17 protein-coding genes and 2 other RNA genes are annotated in these 16,396 nt (G+C 49.1%); 9 read left to right on the top strand and 10 right to left on the bottom strand.

The window, feature by feature from the left end; all coding sequences use genetic code 11:
* The 9 genes from DW47_RS17065 to DW47_RS0112975 form a co-directional block, all read left to right on the top strand.
* Positions 1 to 81, top strand: a non-coding RNA gene (locus tag DW47_RS17065) — RtT sRNA; the annotation flags it as partial.
* A 40-nt stretch (positions 82 to 121) separates the two neighbouring features.
* Positions 122 to 246, top strand: a non-coding RNA gene (locus DW47_RS17060) — RtT sRNA.
* Positions 247 to 422: 176 nt separating this feature from the next.
* Positions 423 to 1,229: an exodeoxyribonuclease III gene (gene xthA, locus DW47_RS0113005; RefSeq protein ID WP_029686853.1), complete on the top strand. Its 807-nt coding sequence runs from the start codon at positions 423 to 425 to the stop codon at positions 1,227 to 1,229.
* Between the two features lie 311 nt (positions 1,230 to 1,540).
* Positions 1,541 to 2,251: a FadR/GntR family transcriptional regulator gene (locus DW47_RS0113000; protein ID WP_029686851.1), complete on the top strand. Its 711-nt coding sequence runs from the start codon at positions 1,541 to 1,543 to the stop codon at positions 2,249 to 2,251.
* On the top strand, positions 2,238 to 3,425 hold the full coding sequence (locus tag DW47_RS0112995; protein WP_029686850.1) for a PLP-dependent transferase: 1,188 nt from the start codon (positions 2,238 to 2,240) through the stop codon (positions 3,423 to 3,425). Before DW47_RS0113000 ends, DW47_RS0112995 begins: the two co-directional genes overlap by 14 nt.
* A complete protein-coding gene (locus DW47_RS0112990; RefSeq protein WP_029686849.1) occupies positions 3,425 to 4,696 on the top strand; it encodes an ABC transporter substrate-binding protein in 1,272 nt (423 codons plus the stop codon). Before DW47_RS0112995 ends, DW47_RS0112990 begins: the two co-directional genes overlap by 1 nt.
* Before the next feature lie 16 nt (positions 4,697 to 4,712).
* On the top strand, positions 4,713 to 5,642 hold the full coding sequence (locus DW47_RS0112985) for a carbohydrate ABC transporter permease (RefSeq protein ID WP_241430748.1): 930 nt from the start codon (positions 4,713 to 4,715) through the stop codon (positions 5,640 to 5,642).
* Positions 5,643 to 5,651: 9 nt separating this feature from the next.
* Entirely contained in the window at positions 5,652 to 6,476 is an 825-nt protein-coding gene (locus DW47_RS0112980) for a carbohydrate ABC transporter permease (RefSeq protein WP_029686846.1), read from the top strand.
* Between the two features lie 5 nt (positions 6,477 to 6,481).
* Complete coding sequence (locus DW47_RS0112975) at positions 6,482 to 7,549, top strand: ABC transporter ATP-binding protein (RefSeq protein ID WP_029686845.1); 1,068 nt, start codon at positions 6,482 to 6,484, stop codon at positions 7,547 to 7,549.
* Positions 7,550 to 7,739: 190 nt separating this feature from the next.
* Here the strand turns inward: DW47_RS0112975 and DW47_RS16710 are convergent, their stop codons facing one another.
* The 10 genes from DW47_RS16710 to pilO2 form a co-directional block, all read right to left on the bottom strand.
* Positions 7,740 to 8,345 carry a hypothetical protein gene (locus DW47_RS16710; protein ID WP_051150954.1) on the bottom strand — a complete coding sequence of 202 codons (606 nt, stop codon included), beginning with the start codon at positions 8,343 to 8,345 and terminating at the stop codon, positions 7,740 to 7,742.
* A gap of 16 nt (positions 8,346 to 8,361) precedes the next feature.
* Positions 8,362 to 8,883, bottom strand: a complete 522-nt coding sequence (locus DW47_RS0112965; protein ID WP_029686842.1) for a hypothetical protein — start codon at positions 8,881 to 8,883, stop codon at positions 8,362 to 8,364.
* Between the two features lie 76 nt (positions 8,884 to 8,959).
* Positions 8,960 to 10,375 (bottom strand): shufflon system plasmid conjugative transfer pilus tip adhesin PilV, encoded by a 1,416-nt coding sequence (pilV, locus tag DW47_RS0112960; protein ID WP_029686841.1) that lies wholly within the window; start codon positions 10,373 to 10,375, stop codon positions 8,960 to 8,962.
* Positions 10,376 to 10,386: 11 nt separating this feature from the next.
* A complete protein-coding gene (locus DW47_RS0112955; protein WP_029686840.1) occupies positions 10,387 to 10,995 on the bottom strand; it encodes a prepilin peptidase in 609 nt (202 codons plus the stop codon).
* A complete protein-coding gene (locus DW47_RS17905) occupies positions 10,992 to 11,462 on the bottom strand; it encodes a lytic transglycosylase domain-containing protein (protein WP_029686839.1) in 471 nt (156 codons plus the stop codon). The genes DW47_RS0112955 and DW47_RS17905 overlap by 4 nt, the downstream gene beginning before the upstream one ends.
* 3 nt (positions 11,463 to 11,465) lie before the next feature.
* Positions 11,466 to 12,041, bottom strand: a complete 576-nt coding sequence (locus DW47_RS0112945) for a type 4 pilus major pilin (protein WP_051150953.1) — start codon at positions 12,039 to 12,041, stop codon at positions 11,466 to 11,468.
* 15 nt (positions 12,042 to 12,056) lie between these two features.
* On the bottom strand, positions 12,057 to 13,142 hold the full coding sequence (locus tag DW47_RS0112940; protein WP_029686837.1) for a type II secretion system F family protein: 1,086 nt from the start codon (positions 13,140 to 13,142) through the stop codon (positions 12,057 to 12,059).
* Entirely contained in the window at positions 13,139 to 14,629 is a 1,491-nt protein-coding gene (locus tag DW47_RS0112935; RefSeq protein WP_241430747.1) for a GspE/PulE family protein, read from the bottom strand. The genes DW47_RS0112940 and DW47_RS0112935 overlap by 4 nt, the downstream gene beginning before the upstream one ends.
* A complete protein-coding gene (gene pilP, locus DW47_RS0112930; protein ID WP_029686835.1) occupies positions 14,622 to 15,137 on the bottom strand; it encodes a type IV pilus biogenesis protein PilP in 516 nt (171 codons plus the stop codon). Before pilP ends, DW47_RS0112935 begins: the two co-directional genes overlap by 8 nt.
* Positions 15,124 to 16,392 (bottom strand): type 4b pilus protein PilO2, encoded by a 1,269-nt coding sequence (gene pilO2 / locus DW47_RS0112925; protein ID WP_029686834.1) that lies wholly within the window; start codon positions 16,390 to 16,392, stop codon positions 15,124 to 15,126. The genes pilP and pilO2 overlap by 14 nt, the downstream gene beginning before the upstream one ends.
* Positions 16,393 to 16,396 lie beyond the last annotated feature (4 nt).

Below are 16,396 nucleotides of genomic sequence, written 5' to 3'. Positions count from 1 at the left end.
GAGCCGAACACCGTGAGGCAACGTGCGTCAGCACGGCCCGTAGGGTGAGCCGCCAGGCGAATCATCCTTCTCCCACCACCATTTCAAATGACACTTCATCCGAAAATTTATTCCCAATAAAGTATATTCTCCACGGAGAAGGACGAGAACCTTCGACTAAGGTTCGAGCCGAACACCGTGAGGCAACGTGCGTCAGCACGGCCCGTAGGGTGAGCCGCCAGGCGAATCATCCTTCTCCCACCACCATTTCAAATGACACTTCAGTCGCACTCGTCTTTAACTGACAGGTAGCGATTATCCTGCCAATCCCTGTTCCCTCGTCTTTTTGCATCGTCATAACCTAATGGGTACTGATGGCTACGGTGACAGGCAGGCAAAAAATCGCTACCATCGCGTGTAAATTCTCTGACAGTGGTTATCACATGAAATTTGTATCCTTCAACATCAATGGACTACGTGCCCGCCCCCATCAGTTGGAAGCTTTGGTGAACCAGCATCAACCGGATATTATCGGCTTGCAGGAGACTAAAGTGCATGACGATATGTTCCCGCTGGAGGACGTTCAGAAACTGGGCTATCACGTATTCTTCCACGGTCAGAAAGGACACTATGGCGTCGCGCTGATGACCAAAATGGAACCCATCAGTGTGCAACGCGGATTCATTACCGATGAAGAAGATGCGCAGCGCCGGATTATTATGGCGGAGATCCCCTCTCCAATCGGTAATATCACCGTGATTAACGGCTATTTCCCGCAGGGTGAGAGCCGAGAGCATCCCAGCAAATTCCCAGCCAAAGAAAAATTCTACCGTGACCTGCAGGATCACTTAGAACAGCGCTTATCGCCGCAACAGCCGGTGCTGATCATGGGTGATATGAATATCAGTTGCACTGACAGTGATATTGGTATCGGTGAAGATAACCGCAAGCGCTGGCTGCGTACCGGTAAATGTTCATTTTTACCGGAAGAACGTGAATGGATGGATCGCTTACTTGACTGGGGACTGACGGATACTTGGCGCGCACAGAACCCACAGACTACCGACCGATTCTCTTGGTTTGATTATCGTTCCAAAGGCTTCAACGATAACCGGGGATTACGTATTGATTTACTCCTAGCGACCGAAGCTTTAGCTCGCCGCTGTACCGCTACCGGCATTGACTATGACCTACGTGGCATGGAGAAACCCTCTGATCACGCACCCTGCTGGGCTGAGTTCACTTTCTAAAACATTGCAGCCTCCGCTCTCAGGAGGCTGCTTGTCGTCTTGCGCCAAACTATCCCTCTCATTCCGCCAGTCATACTGATCAACTTCGGTCACACTCCTCAGCCAAATCACAGGCCCTCATCACTCGTCTCTTCTCTCCCACGTTGCAGGCTGTGTCCAGAAAAGCATCCCAGAAGTGCACCTCGCACCATTAATACTCATAGCTTTTACTTATCAATATCTTACAACGCTTAGTTCACACTGGTTTTAACGATCTGGCATAGCCTTTGCTTAATCAATTGGTAGTAATGTTGGACCAATTGAGGTGTGTGATGGAAATAGATAGCCAGCTTCACCCAATCATCGCGCCGCGCAGTGATACGCTGATCCTGGATGCGCTGACCCGATTTATGGCGCACTCAGGTGCGCAAACTGGCAGTCGGCTGCCCCCTGAGCGTGAACTCGCCGAGAAGCTTGGCGTCAGTCGAAATACCGTCCGCGAGGCATTAAAACGTTGGGAAGCCCTGGGGATCATTGCCCGTAAAAAAGGCAGCGGGACTTTTCTGCTGATCGACGTCAGTACCAGTGACAGCTTTCTGTCACTGCGATTCAAAAATGACTCCGCTAATATGCTGCACGCCCTTGAAGTCCGTCGGATCATTGAATCCGAATCCTGTGCGCTGGCCGCGCTGCGAGCTAGCACTGCAGACTTACTGGAAATTGAGCAACGTCTAAATGAAATGGAACGGGTGCATCTTGCAATAGGTTCCGCCGGTGCTGAGGACTGGGCTTTTCATACCAGCATTTATCAGGCATCAGGTAACCCTCTTCTGTTACAGATGCTGAATGGTATCTATGACAGCATGCACGCTTTCTTTGAATCCCCCCCTGAGCAGGCCTTGTTTGCTGATTCTTTCAGCCTACATCGTGATCTTTTCAATGCTATACGTCAGCGCGACAGCGTTTCTGCACGCGAAATTTGCCATCAAATTCTCGATATTACTGAACGCGATATGAAGGATGTGATCAATGCAAAACGATAAACCAGAGTCACCGCAAACACTGCTTACCCATGACCCGCGCCACGAAAATGGCGCCGTTACACCGCCGATTTACCAGTCGTCATTATTTACCTTTACCGACTATGACAGCATGATCGCCCGGTTTCGAGGCGAAAGCACCCAGCCACTCTATTCACGAGTGGATAACCCAACCGTCAGAGCTTTGCAAGAAAAGGTTGCCGCCTTGGAGGGCGGAGAAGCCTGTCTCGCCTTTAGCAGCGGTATGGCAGCAATCAGTAATGCTATTCTGAGTGTGCTGCAACCCGGCGACAAAGTGGTCTGTGTTAATCATGTCTACCCGGATACCTACCGTTTTCTACGTGGTTTCTGTCAACGTTTCGGTGTAACCACCGAATTTATCGACGGAGAAAATGAGGAGGCTATACGCGCAGCTCTGCCAGGGGCAAAACTGCTGTATCTGGAAAGTCCTGTCAGCTGGGTAATGAGTGAACTGAACCTGACACAGTTGGCTGACCTGGCGCACAAGGCGGGTGCGGTAACCATTATCGATAATAGCTGGGCATCCCCTCTGTTCCAGAAACCTCTGCGCTGTGGCATTGATATTGTGGTGCATTCCGCCTCGAAATATATCAGCGGGCACAGTGATGTGGTAGCCGGCCTGGTTATCTCGGACCAGCCACATATTACCAATATCAGCCGCCATATCAGCCCTTACCTTGGCGGTAAACTCTCGGCTCACGAAGCATCACTACTGATACGGGGCCTACGTACCCTACCTCTGCGCATGAAGCAACATCACCACAGCGGTATGCTGCTGGCTGAGTATTTGCGTGACCATCCGCAGGTCAGCCGTGTCTACCATCCCGGTCTTGCACCGGAGAGCTGGTCTGTTTTGACCGGTTACAGTGGTCTATTTGCCTTTGAAGTTGCAGAAAGTATCGATATTCCGGCGTTCTGCAATGCATTGCAGTTTTTTCATATGGGTGTCAGTTGGGGCGGCTTCGAAAGCCTAGTAATGCCGGCCATTTCTGTGATCAACCAGGACAGTGAATTCAACTCCGCCGTCGATTTTGCTGTGCCACCCCGTCTTATCCGTATCTCGGTCGGTCTGGAGCAAACAGAAGACCTGCAGAACGACCTCTGCCAAGCGCTTTCCGCCGCAACCCGCCCTATCGCCCCTGAGGAGACTCTGTAATGACAACACGTTTACTGCTCAAAACCCTGGTATTCACTGTCGGATTAGGTTCGGTATTCAGCACTATGGCCGCAAAACTTACCCTGGTTGAAGTTATCACCAGCCCGCCGCGCACGGCGCTGCTGCAGAAAATGTTGGATACCTATAAACAACAGCATCCGGGGACGGATATAGAACTGATCTCATTGCCCTGGGGCCAAGCCTTCGAAAAATTGGCCACGATGATCCAAAGCGGACAAATTCCGGATGTTGTCGAAATGCCAGACACATGGCAGGGACTCTACGCCGGCAACAATATGCTGGAAGATTTGGAGCCCTACCTAAAAAACTGGGATGGTACCACTCAGCTTACCGATAAAACGCTGGCAATGGCGAGGGCGGCGAATGGTAAAGCCACCATGATCCCTTACGGTTTTTATCTGCGCGCTCTGTTCTGGAATAAAAAACTGTTCAGTCAAGCGGGCCTAGATCATCCACCGGCTACGCTGGACGAATTCGCCAGTGATGCCAAACGTATTAGCCAACTGGGTAATGGCATCAGTGGCTACTGTCTGCGCGGCGGTGTCGGCGGTACCAATGCTTGGATGATGTTTATGGCTACCATGAACGGTTCCGCAGCTTTCTTTGACAAACAGGGTAACAGCACTCTGAACCAGCCTGGAGCCATTAAAGGTGCGCAGATGTTAACCGATATCTATCAACAAGGCGGCGCTTCCAAAGACAGTGTTAACTGGGGCTTTAACGAAATTGTCTCCGGTTTCTATTCCGGAAAATGTGCCATGCTCGATCAAGATCCCGATGCACTGATTGCCATTAAAAACAGCATGCCTGCCGATGAATTTGCGGTGGCCCCGATGCCTAAAGGTCCTTCAGGAAAAGCCTACCCGACCATTGGTTACACCGGTTGGTCGATAATGAAACAAAGCAAACAGAAGCCGCTCGCCTGGTCGTTAATCAGTTTCCTGAGCAATAAAACCAATAACCTGACATGGTCAAAATTTGTCGGCACATTACCGGTTTATAAAGGTGCAGAACAGGATCCTTTCTATCAGGCTCCGCAGTTTGATGGCTGGTTTAAAGAGCTGAATGATCCGAATTATATCCCGCTTATCATGCCGACTTACCTGAAAAACTGGGGGTACTTCAATTCGGTGATGGTAAAAGAAAGTAGTCAGGAAACCCTACTTGGTGAAAACGACACCCAAGATATGGTACAGGACTGGGCAAAATACCTAACCAAAGCGCAGAAGGCCTGGATGGCTGCTCAGTGAAACCATGACGTGGAGAATGATGATGACCGTTGAGACATCACTGCCAACCAACCAACTGCGGCCACGCTTTACGCGTTTGCTGAGACTGGCAGAACCCTGGTTCTATCTCTCCCCCGGGATAGTATTGATTGCGTTATTTATCTTTGTGCCGATGATGATCGGCATTTCCTATGCTTTTCAAAATATCAACCTACTCGACCCGATGGATAGCGGCTGGATCGGCTGGGATAACTTTGCGGAAATGTTTGATGACCGTCATTTTTTCAATGCCCTCAGTCATACCCTTAACTGGACGGTAAGCTCGTTACTGCTACAGTTCTTTTTCGGCCTAGCGTTGGCACTGTTACTGAACCGAGAGTTCCGCTTCCGGCGTTGGGTTCAAGCAGTGGTGTTTCTGCCATGGGCTGTACCGGCATTTCTCTCCGGTCTGACCTGGTCGTGGCTGCTGAACCCTATTGTCGGACCGCTACCGCAATGGTTGACCGATATCGGCTTTCTTCGTCAGCCCTACAATATTATGTCAGACCCGCACCTGGCAATGTGGGGCCCTGTTATCGCTAACGTCTGGTTCGGCATTCCGTTTTTTGCCATCACCCTGCTGGCAGCACTGCAATCCATACCGAAAGACCTCTATGAAGCAGCCTCGATAGACGGAGCCAGTGGATGGCAGCAGTTCTGTCGTGTGACCCTGCCTTTTCTGGCACCAATGATTGCGATTACTGTCATGCTTCGCACCATATGGATTGCTAATTTCGCCGACTTGATTGTGGTCATGACCGATGGTGGCCCTGCGGGTTCCACCTCCATTCTGTCCAGTTATATTTTTACTACCGCTTATCAGAAGCTCGATTTTGGCTACGCCTCAGCCATGGCCGTGTTCCTGCTATTACTGATGACCTGTTATGCACTGGTGTTGCTGCGTATCCGTCATCAGCTGATCAAATAAGGAGGAGAGATGAAACTGTTATTGTTGATCGGCCATCGTCTCAGCATTGGCGTGTATTTACTGTTTGCGTTGTTTCCCTTGTACTGGATCATCAAAATAGCCCTAACGCCGGAACAATTGCTGTTCAGCAAAGGCGTCACTCTGTTGCCGGCAGGATTTACGCTCAACCATTTTACCAAGGTACTGACCGACAGCGATTTTCCCACCTTTTTCAGCAATAGCCTGATCGTGTCATTCAGTACGGCTTTGCTAACCACCCTGATTGCCGCCGGTGCAGGCTACTCATTTTCACGTTTTAGGTTCCGCGGAAAAGTGGCGATATCAGCATTATTGCTGTTCACGCAAATGTTTCCACTGGTAATGATCATCGCCCCCATTTACCGAGTCATGGCACCACTTGGGCTAACCAATAACCTCCCAGGCCTTATCCTCATCTATACCGCTTTCAATATGCCGTTTGCCACTTTCCTGATGCAGTCTTTTTTCGATGCGATCCCAAAGGATCTGGAAGAGTCAGCCATGCTGGAAGGTTGTACCCGGCTGAAGGCCCTTTACCGAGTGTTGATCCCTCTGACTTTACCAGGCATGGCCGCTACCTTGGGGTTTGTCTTTACTGCCGCTTGGAGTGAACTCCTATTCGCCCTTATGTTAATCAACAAAACCGAGGTGATGACATTTCCTGTTGGGCTGCTGAGTTTTGTCTCAAAGTTTGCGGTCTCTTGGGGGGATATGATGGCGGCCGCGGTATTGGCGTTAATACCCGTCTGTCTGTTCTTCATCTTTATTCAACGTTATATGGTTCAGGGACTCACCGCGGGTGCCGTTAAGGGGTAAACATTATGGCTGAAATTACACTGGTTAATATTGATAAACGCTACGAAAATGTCGAAGTACTACGTGACATCAACCTGACGATCAAAGATGGAGAATTTATCGTGCTGGTAGGGCCTTCCGGCTGTGGTAAGTCCACATTACTGCGTACTATCGCCGGCTTGGAGCTTGCAAGCGACGGCGATATCCGTATCGGTGAAAAACTGATGAATGATATTGCCCCTAAAGACCGTAATATCTCAATGGTGTTCCAAAGTTACGCGTTGTACCCGCATTTGACGGTGGCGCGTAATATGGGATTTAGCCTAGAAATACAGAAGTATCCGCGGGCTGAGATTGAGAGAAAAGTGCGTCAGGCTGCAGAGATCCTTAACCTGACCCATCTGCTAGAACGAAGACCCAAAGAACTGTCCGGTGGCCAGCGTCAGCGTGTCGCCATGGGACGGGCGATCGTCCGTCAGCCTGAAGTCTTTTTATTTGATGAGCCGCTATCCAATCTCGATGCCCAACTGCGTGGAAAAATGCGGGTGGAAATTAAGCAACTGCATCAACGAATGAACAGCACCATCGTTTATGTCACCCATGATCAGGTAGAGGCCATGACACTGGCAGACCGTATCGTGGTATTGAACCATGGTGTTATTCAACAGGCTGGGACACCATTAGAGCTGTATGACACCCCCGCCAATAAATTTGTTGCCAGCTTTATCGGCTCTCCGGCGATGAATTTCATTCCAGGCATAACCACCGCCAACGGGGTGAAACTCAGCGATGGCACTTTTTTACCGCAGGGCCCTACTGCCGCGTCACAGCCTGTTGGCCGTGAAGTTATCTACGGTATCCGTCCTGAAAATATGAGCTTGGCTGACGCCTCACACCCCGATTCACTGTCACTCGAGGTGACACTGATTGAGCCTACCGGTTTATCTGAACTGATCCACGGAAAACTTTGCGGTTATGAGGTTGTATTGTTTTCGACGCGACGTTCTGGGGCCGCGGCCGGAGAGAGTATTCCGATAATCATTGATTATCAGCGTGTGATGTTATTTGATGCCGATTCACAAAAGCGACTATAGCAATTCTGATGCAGGCACTATTTTGACGGCCTGCCGCAAGGACAAAAACGGCCTATGATTGATTGTCTTTTCAATCTAACCACTGACCGCACGCAATTTTCATCGCAACTCTGTCGCACTACGTTGAGTGGCAGATCCTGTTATCCAATAGCCGGAGGAGATTGTCCTCCGGCCAGAAGATTACCTTCCGTTATTTGTGAACATAGTAGCTAGCGTAACGGGATTGTTCGATATTCGCGGTCCAGCGTCCTGCGACCACGGAGTCATCCCAGTTATACCAGTTCGGTTGCGGCGTGCCAGCAATCGTTATAGAACAGCTTTTGCTTGCATCATGCACGTAGCCCCCCCGATAACTGCCCTGTGTCCAGCGGCGGACCACCACCTGAATAGGTTGCGCATAGTAGCCAGGCTCGACAGCAATGTTCCAGTTATAATTGGTACTGAAACTTTGTTGATGGCTGTAATTGCCACTGACGCTGACCAAGCTTAATACACTACCAATCACTGGGATTTTATCCAGATTCAGGCCAACAGTGCCACCCCATTGATAACTAGTAGTTTTGGTTTGGCCCCAGATATAGGTACAACTAGTCACTCCTCCAGAACCTTTAGGGCACAGAAAGATAGGCCCACGCCAAATCCAATCTTCCCAAGTACTGCGATCTTGGATTTTAGAAAAGGCCTTTGAATTACCATTTAGGATGGTTGATTCGGTATGCCCTACCAGACAGGTTCCAGCGAAACTTTCTGATAAAGGTAACAATGCCAGTAAGGCAAGTAATGTTGTCTTTTTCATTAAAAATTTCCCTGTATTATTGGAAGATGGCATCCGGTGTATTTTCGGAGATCGCGGAGGTGGTGGTTTTTTCATCGGATAAAGAGTCTGTTGAATAGTCAGCCGTTGAAAGTTCCACTGGTGTCATCAAATAACCGTCACCTGTTGGCGCGGTTTTAAACATGATGGCGTCCGCATCCAGGGTTGATCCGATCACATCATTGGCAAGTTGGGTAGCCTTTTTTCCACCGCTATTACCATCAAAAATAACCTCTTTACCGCTGTTCAGAGCCTGAAGTACTGTCGATTTCAAGGCTTGATCCGCAGTCAGGGAGTCACCAACTAACAGAATATCGTAGTTATCAGACGTCCCCTGATGATATTTGGTCTTGATATAATTGAACACCCCACCACTGGTATCACTCAGTGAATAGTAATAGGGTGTGGTGTCGGTTGTAACCGGTTCCTGCACATCCGTGGTATTATCGGCAGCCATTGCATAAGTCATAAACAGACCTGCTAACGGCAGTGTTAACATACTTTTCATCATTTTTTTCATTATTGACTCCATAGTTTTTTTAGAATGAGAATACCTATATTTTTTTGGAAACCTCCTTTACTTAAAATAAATATAATTATTGGTACGCAGCCATGGAAAATTTTCCGTAGCCACAGCCGTATTTACTCCCAGGTAATGACGTCACCGTAAACGCTTCTCCAGGAGGTACAGCAAAGATCAAAGAGGTACTCGGTGTAATATCTTTCCCCTGCGTACTATTACTGGCCACCAGCACCCCATTAACCGTTGCAGCCAAATTGGCAAAGTTATAACAATACCCATCTCCGGCTACACGACTGAGCACTGAATTACCGCCCGTAGCAGATAACCATACCATTTCACCGGTTCCGTTTTTTCCTTTATATATTCCGTTCTGGGCGCCCAGGCTTGATAGATGAATACTGTTTTTCATAAATCCCGTCCAGACCCCGCCATAACAATCAAGTATTCCGGCCCCTCCACCGTTTGCAATCAATCCTTCCTCATCACACTGGCTATTTAATGTGGCATTTCCTTTAATATTTAGATACTCATTGGCGGTTATTCTACCTTCCGCCGTCAATTTCCCTGACTTAATCTCACCGGCGGTTTCTATTCCTTTATCTTTCCAGACTTTGACCCAATCATCATCATCCATATAAAAACCGCCATTGTGTGTGCTATTTATCCACCCGTGACTGCCGCGAGTCACCAGCGATCCGGCAACGGTACGGATATCTGTTTCAGCCGTGATACTACCGTCACTGTGGACAACACTATGAGCCTGAAGGTTGTCAGCAGAGACCGCATTATTCACCGCAATATTGACGGCATCGATCCCTCCCGCATGGCGCAGCTGATGCCCTGCCAGGTCAATATCAGCGTGCATCTGGTTAAGTTCAGGATGTCCAGCGACCTGATAGCGGTACAATCTGTCGCTTTCTTTAAACACACTATGTTGAATATCAGCAGAAATTAAGGAAATAAGATGACCATGTGCCGCTGGAATACCTGATAACCCGGTATCTAATGACCAGCCACCATCAATACCTGTCGCCTGATTGTCAGCACTAATAAACCCAGACTCTCCATGCATTAATCTGGAAATATAGCGCATCGCCTTTTCATTGAGCTCGCTACCATTCTGGGATATTAACAACGCACTAATATTTTTATCAGTCAGATTGTCTAATGTAAAATAAATACTGTAGTTTTGCCCGAAATTATTCACCAGGGAAATATGAGGATCAATATATCCTTTCTGTTGCAGTTCTGCGCCGGTAACGACAACATTCTTCTCCACCAACAATTGATGCTGCAGTTCAGCATAATGATCCTCCAGGTATTTTGATGATGCCGCTGAAAATACATCTGTCTGCTGCGCGGTGAGATTCCACTCTTGCAGTTGTAAATAATCACTGTATCTTTGATAGCCAATCGGCGCCGCAATTAAGATCAGTGCAAGCACTAGGCTTAGTGAAAACAATGTGTCTCCACGATCGATGGTATTCATGGCGAAATATGTTACTCCATAATAAGTAAGCCCGTCACTTCAACTATGGAAAAAGCCAAATAGAAATAGGGAGCAAACGGCAACACCCTTTTATGAGTGACTACTCCATGTATAAATAATAATAGAAATCCGCTACCCGTTATTAAACACAGGTTTTGCCAGCACATCCAAAATCCACAACCACTGATCAGTAAAGTATCCCCCACCCCCTGAGGACGAATACCACACCTGACAGCTAAGTGTCCTGACAAATAAAAAAATAATCCTAAGCTCAGCCAAACAAACAAATGCCTAACAAATGCTTCACCCCCATTGAACGCTATCACCATTATTGCGCCGCACAGGGTAAAGCTCATAGTAAAGCGTCTTGGCAACCAGTGATTACTGATATCCGTTACCGTAAATAGTACCCCCCAAAGAAGAAAAATCCCGCAATTAAACAGCGCTTGCTGATTGGGAATATGTTGGCGACAGACAGAAAACGTTAGTGTAAACAGTGTAATGATTACAATGATACTGCCAGTTCTGGGCGACCTCCCCTGATGTCTGCGGATAAATGCCTGAGCCTGCAGCACCATCAACCAGGCAGCGGTAATAAATATGACATCTAGCGTACTCATTGTAGTATCCGCTGTTTAACTGTCCGCTGATACGCCAGATACACCCTATGGATATATACCCGTCGCAGCCTGTCGCGTCCCGTACTGAATCCCGTATTATAGGTTGCTAAACATGCCCAATTTCTACCACAACGTTGTAGGTGCTCAGCCAGGATACGCGCTCCCATATCAATATTTACACACGCATCTTTTAGTAATTGTGCGCTACCGGTGATACGGTGCTCTCGCACTAACAGCGGTATATGCGAAGAGTTAATCTGCATCAGCCCGTAGTCCCGACTTAGGATCCTTCCTTGGGGATCACGGTTAATGCCCACCCTAGAGACTACCCCATCGCTTTCGACTTGGCTTATAGCTCGGAGTAAGCCCACATTCAGACCGTAGTGACGAGCACTACTCTCGAAGCAATCTTTGGCATAAGCTTGTCTACCTATTAGTATCAGGGCGACCAACAGAAGCGTTCTCATCGGTCAATTATCACTATAAAATTCAAGGCGATTATCTTTTTCTGCTTGACAGTCTGAAGCCGCGGCGGCAGCACCTTGGCTACTCAGATAATCGTGCCCGTTGATGGCGATATGATCGATAAAATCCACACTGCTAAGCTTAGTGACTAAGGTGGTACAGGCATCAGCTGGCACACCTTCATAACGGAGTGTGAAGGCGTTATCCGCGCCAGTGTTACCGCTGTCAACTGGGACCAACGTGACATTTTTCCCCCAAACATTAGCCAGTGTTGCTTGCCCAGAATGTTTATCTCCGATCACCGCCATATTGCCGGGTGCACCACCGAAGCGAATGAGTGCCCCCGTCATCTCTCTATCAGACGCAAAGTTATAGCTCCCCCCGACTTTCAACATATTCCGTGTATTGGTCATCAGTTCGCTGATATTACTCATTTCCGTATTGGTATCATTACGGCTAAATAATCCACCACCGACACTAATCCCTATTACCAGTACGATTAACGAAATCGTGATCCATATTCCCGCTTCAAACAGAGAAATTGCACCCCGGTCAATACGATATTCAGTCGCAGTAGTCATCTTCATTTTCCTATGTTATTGATGGACAGAAATCAGTGTATTCAGATCCTGGGTAGATAACAGGATAAGAACCATATAGCCGGCGTTAAGACTGAGGCAGACATATCCGGTGACCGTTGCCAGTCGTTTGATTTGAGCCACGGTTTTCTCTAGCCAGTCACTGGCAAAGTTTTCGATGATATTTTCCGCATTATCCGCTGCGGTGAGGACTTTCAACTTGCGAACACTCTCTGCTGAAGGAAAGGCATAGCCGCTGGCAAAGAGTGCGGCTCCCAAATGTTGTCCTTGCCAGACATGCTGTAAGGTGGCGTCCAATCGTTCGTAAAGCCACGGCGAAGCCCGCTGCATCAGCTGGCTGAGGCTTTGTTCCGTTTTCACCTGGGCACGCAGTAAAGCAGAAATATTTAACAGGAAGCTGACACCCTGAACGTCACGATACAACTTCCAAGGTAACAGACGGTCCAGTAGCTCACGCCTGACGCGGCCAGTGAGATTTGGCAATGACCAGATAATCCATCCCGCCAACAGTAATGCTGCGCTGATAAGGATCAGCAGATGTCCGCTTATACCACGGGAAATGAGGGCCAGTAACTTGAGTGCGCCCTGCCACTGATCCTCACTCACCAGCGCCGCAAGCCTTGGCAGGAAACGCTGACTCACTAGCTGGATCATAAATAAGCAGGAAATCAGTAGCAGCCCCGGATAGGCTAGCGCAGAACCACAGGCAGAGCGCATCTCCCGTGTTGCGCGGGCGATGGTCATTGCCCGACGTAGTGCCGCTGCCAGATGACCGTCACTGACACCGGCGCTGAGTAGCAACAACTCCTGCTCAGGGACCCATCCCTGCAATCCTTTATCCAGTGACATTCCATTATTCAGTGCGACTTTGATCTGCTGAAGGCAATAGATTGCTGGGCTATGCGTAGAACCGGCACTAATAATTAATGTCTCTATCGCATCCGCAATTTTGAATTCGTTTTCCAGTAAAAACGCCAACTCATCATAAAGACTGATCCGGTCCGAACCACTGAAGGTGCGGCGTGCTAAGGCAAACCCTAGACGGTGATAACCCAACCGAAGACGTGTAGAAGCTAGTTTCACCCCTCACCTCCGCCTACGGTGGTCCTGATATCCTCATCCAGCGGACTCAGTAAATCCGCTTCAAGTGGGTCCACCATGCCACAGTGAAGATAATGCTTTAGGTGTTCAGTACGCGTCACTCCTTGCAGGGAATCAAGCCAGTAACGTCGCGCGGCCGTTTTGCCTTGATAGCGATAAATTTCCATAAAACGATCATCAGGGCGTATCACTTCTGCAATCATTTTTCGGCCCTGAGTTCCCTGCCAGCAAGAAGAGCAACCCGCCGGATGTCGAAAGAAGAGTTTTTCCGTCTGGCAATGTTGTGACAGAAATTCACGCTGCGCCGCGGTTAAATGAGGGGCTTTTTTCAGCCAACAGACTTTACAGTCAGGACAGAGGATCGCCACAAGACGCTGAGCAATTAAACCGATCATCAAGCGGGCATCCGCGATTTCGGCAAGCGGAATGTCAAGGGTATCCGTCAGCCGTTCTAAGATGCCTATCGCATCGTTAGCGTGAAGAGTGGTTTGTACCAGGTGCCCTGATTTTGCGGCACTGAGTGCAGCACGGACAGAGTTTTTATCACGGATTTCCCCGATAATCATCGCATCAGGATCTAGCCTCAGGGCAGACGAAATCCCCCGTGACCAAGCCTGACTCAAAGCCAGGGCATCCGTACGATCTGCAATCACCGGCGTCTGTACCGCTCCTGGGATCCTCCCTTCCGGCGGGTCTTCAATGGTCAATAGACGTTTATTATGGGAGGTCTGTTCCAGATAATAGCCACTGAAACACCGCAATGAGGTACTTTTCCCCGACCCCGTCGGCCCGGAAATGATGACTATCCCTTCAGGACGGATGAGCATCCTCCTGATCTGCTGTTGTTGGCTCTCTAGGAAGCCTAGTTCCTGCAGGGAAGGTAAAGCTTGACTGTCATCAGGTAATACCCGCATGACCACATACAACCCGAATTCGGCCGGAGTATGAGCATAACGAGCACCAAAAATACCCAGTTTTCGGACAAATTCACTGCGTAGCCTCCCATCCTGAGCACGATTAGCGTTGAAGCTTTTTTCGGTAACATCACACATTGATAGGATAATAGTCGCTGCTAATTGCATTCCCTCATCACGTTCGAGTTGAGCGAGAGTACGCAACTTGCCATGGATACGCAGCTGTACCAAGGTAATCCCTTGATAACCAATAAGCAGGTGGATATCAGAGGCCTGGCACCTAACTGCTTCTTTAAAATAATGGATCACCCGAGATTGCTGTTCAGAACGACTAATGTCTTCACTAATTTCTTCGCTCCTGTTCTGTCGTTGCCGCTGACGCAATTGATCCAAAGGTAAAGGCTGAAAGCAGAGTTGTGGCGAACGCCGCAGCAATCCCGCCAAAGCCGAAGCGGTCTGAGGATCATGGCGATGATCTTCTGAAAAGTAGACGATAGGTGGCTGCGCGGTAAAATCGGTACAGATATAGGACGAAATCTCTTGCCGATTAATCATTTGCTCCTCCAGAAAACGCAAGCGCAAACGCAGAGCCCTGCTCTCGAGTAACCAAGACTTGGTGAGGTGTAATCGCTACCACTTTCAGTCCGTCAGAGGCTAATACAGTGTTAGCTTCGGCGATCACTGTTGCGCCGTCTGCCCGCTTTAATCTGGCATGCAGATGATGTGAATTTCCCCAAATCTGTTCAACTTCGGGTAAAGAGGCCGCGATTTGATGCTGATCCACCGATGATTGAGTCAGCCTCTGCGGCATGTCTAGACTGTTGCTACCCGTAGATGAGGCTTGACTCAACGGCGTAGTAGGTTGCGATTGATGGGAAGAAAGCGTTTGTAATTCATTTTCAGCCCGAGCCTCTTCGAGCTTGGCTTGGCTAAGCAGTGTCTGCTCTTGAATGCGCTGCAAATCACCCAGACTAAAGGGAGTCGTAGGCAGTTGCGTCGCGGCAGTGACGGTATTAGAGTGCAGTATAAGTACTGCTACTATGACTGATTTACTGTTTTTCATAGATACGCCCTTCCAGTGTCATCAGTAATTTTCCCCCAGTACGCTGGATCCCCACACTGTCTGCCACCAAATTCCCCCCGCTAATCGCGGGGTCTGATAATAAAAGACGAGGACTCAGTGCCGTGAGTAACGTAAACCTATACTCCCTATAACCTCCGCCACCCGGGACTTTCATCGCCTGTGATAGCTGCAACTCGCCGCGAGTGCGTTGTGCCAAACTCACAAGTCCGGTTAAAGTGATTCCCATTGGGCTGTCATGGCTGCTAAATTTTGTGCCAAGGAAACTCAGTTGTAACCTGGCCTCATCTCCGGCACCGGGAAGGTTAAAGCGCTGTTCAGTCACCGGTAGATGTGCTCGATGTAATTGACGAATGAAATCATCTATAGTGTCTGCATCATGCATCCGATAGCTGACTATTAGCGTCCCCCCTTGGGGATAGCACTGGACCTGAGTCAATGCCCAGCCAGCTATAAATAGCGGCAACGGCTCACTTTCACCTTGGCAGCGCTGAAGTGTGTCAGCCAACGAGGGGGAATTATGCCAAGGGGTAGCCCCCTGACGAGCCGCCATCAACTGCTGCTGTTGCAGTAAATACTGCTGTGCGGCGGCAATACGTTGTTGCTGCTGATAATTATTCCACCACAGCCAGGCAGACAGCGCGAAAGCCGCCAGTAATATCAACGCGCCAGGCAGCCTCAGGCGTCGATGGTTAGCCACTTGGCTTAGCCGATACTTACGTGGCAGAGGATCATGTTGCGGTAATAGGGTGTCCAAGCTTAACGCTTCAGTTATCGCCTGCTCATCAGATCGAGGATGGCTCAGATGCTGGTCCCAAACGATCTCCGGTGGACTCAACATCCGAAACTGACGGATATGCCGAAGCATTTCCTCAGCATCGCCCAGATAATCACTGAAAGGGGATAAACTGTTACCGATTCGGGCGACAAACCAGTAACTATGCGAATCAACTCGATATACCGCAAAGCTATTGGCCGGTAACTGCTGTAAAACCGCCAGCGCCAATGAGTAGCTCTTATCCCGCCGTTTATTTTCTGCACTGAGGCGCGTCGTACCCAGCAGGCAACCCTGCTCGCCGCCAAACTCCTGAGGCAAATTAACCTGATAGATATCTGCGCTTCGGGAAAGCCGTTGACGGATTTTCCGTCGCCCCCTGACCGGTAAATAACGCCACTCGAGCCCCAGTACCCACTGCCCGCCGCGATGGTGAACGCAAAAAGCCGTACTGCCAGTCATTTCC

The organism is Tatumella saanichensis, assembly GCF_000439375.1.
Classification (GTDB): domain Bacteria; phylum Pseudomonadota; class Gammaproteobacteria; order Enterobacterales; family Enterobacteriaceae; genus Tatumella; species Tatumella saanichensis.
This window is presented reverse-complemented; position numbering and strand designations above follow the sequence as displayed.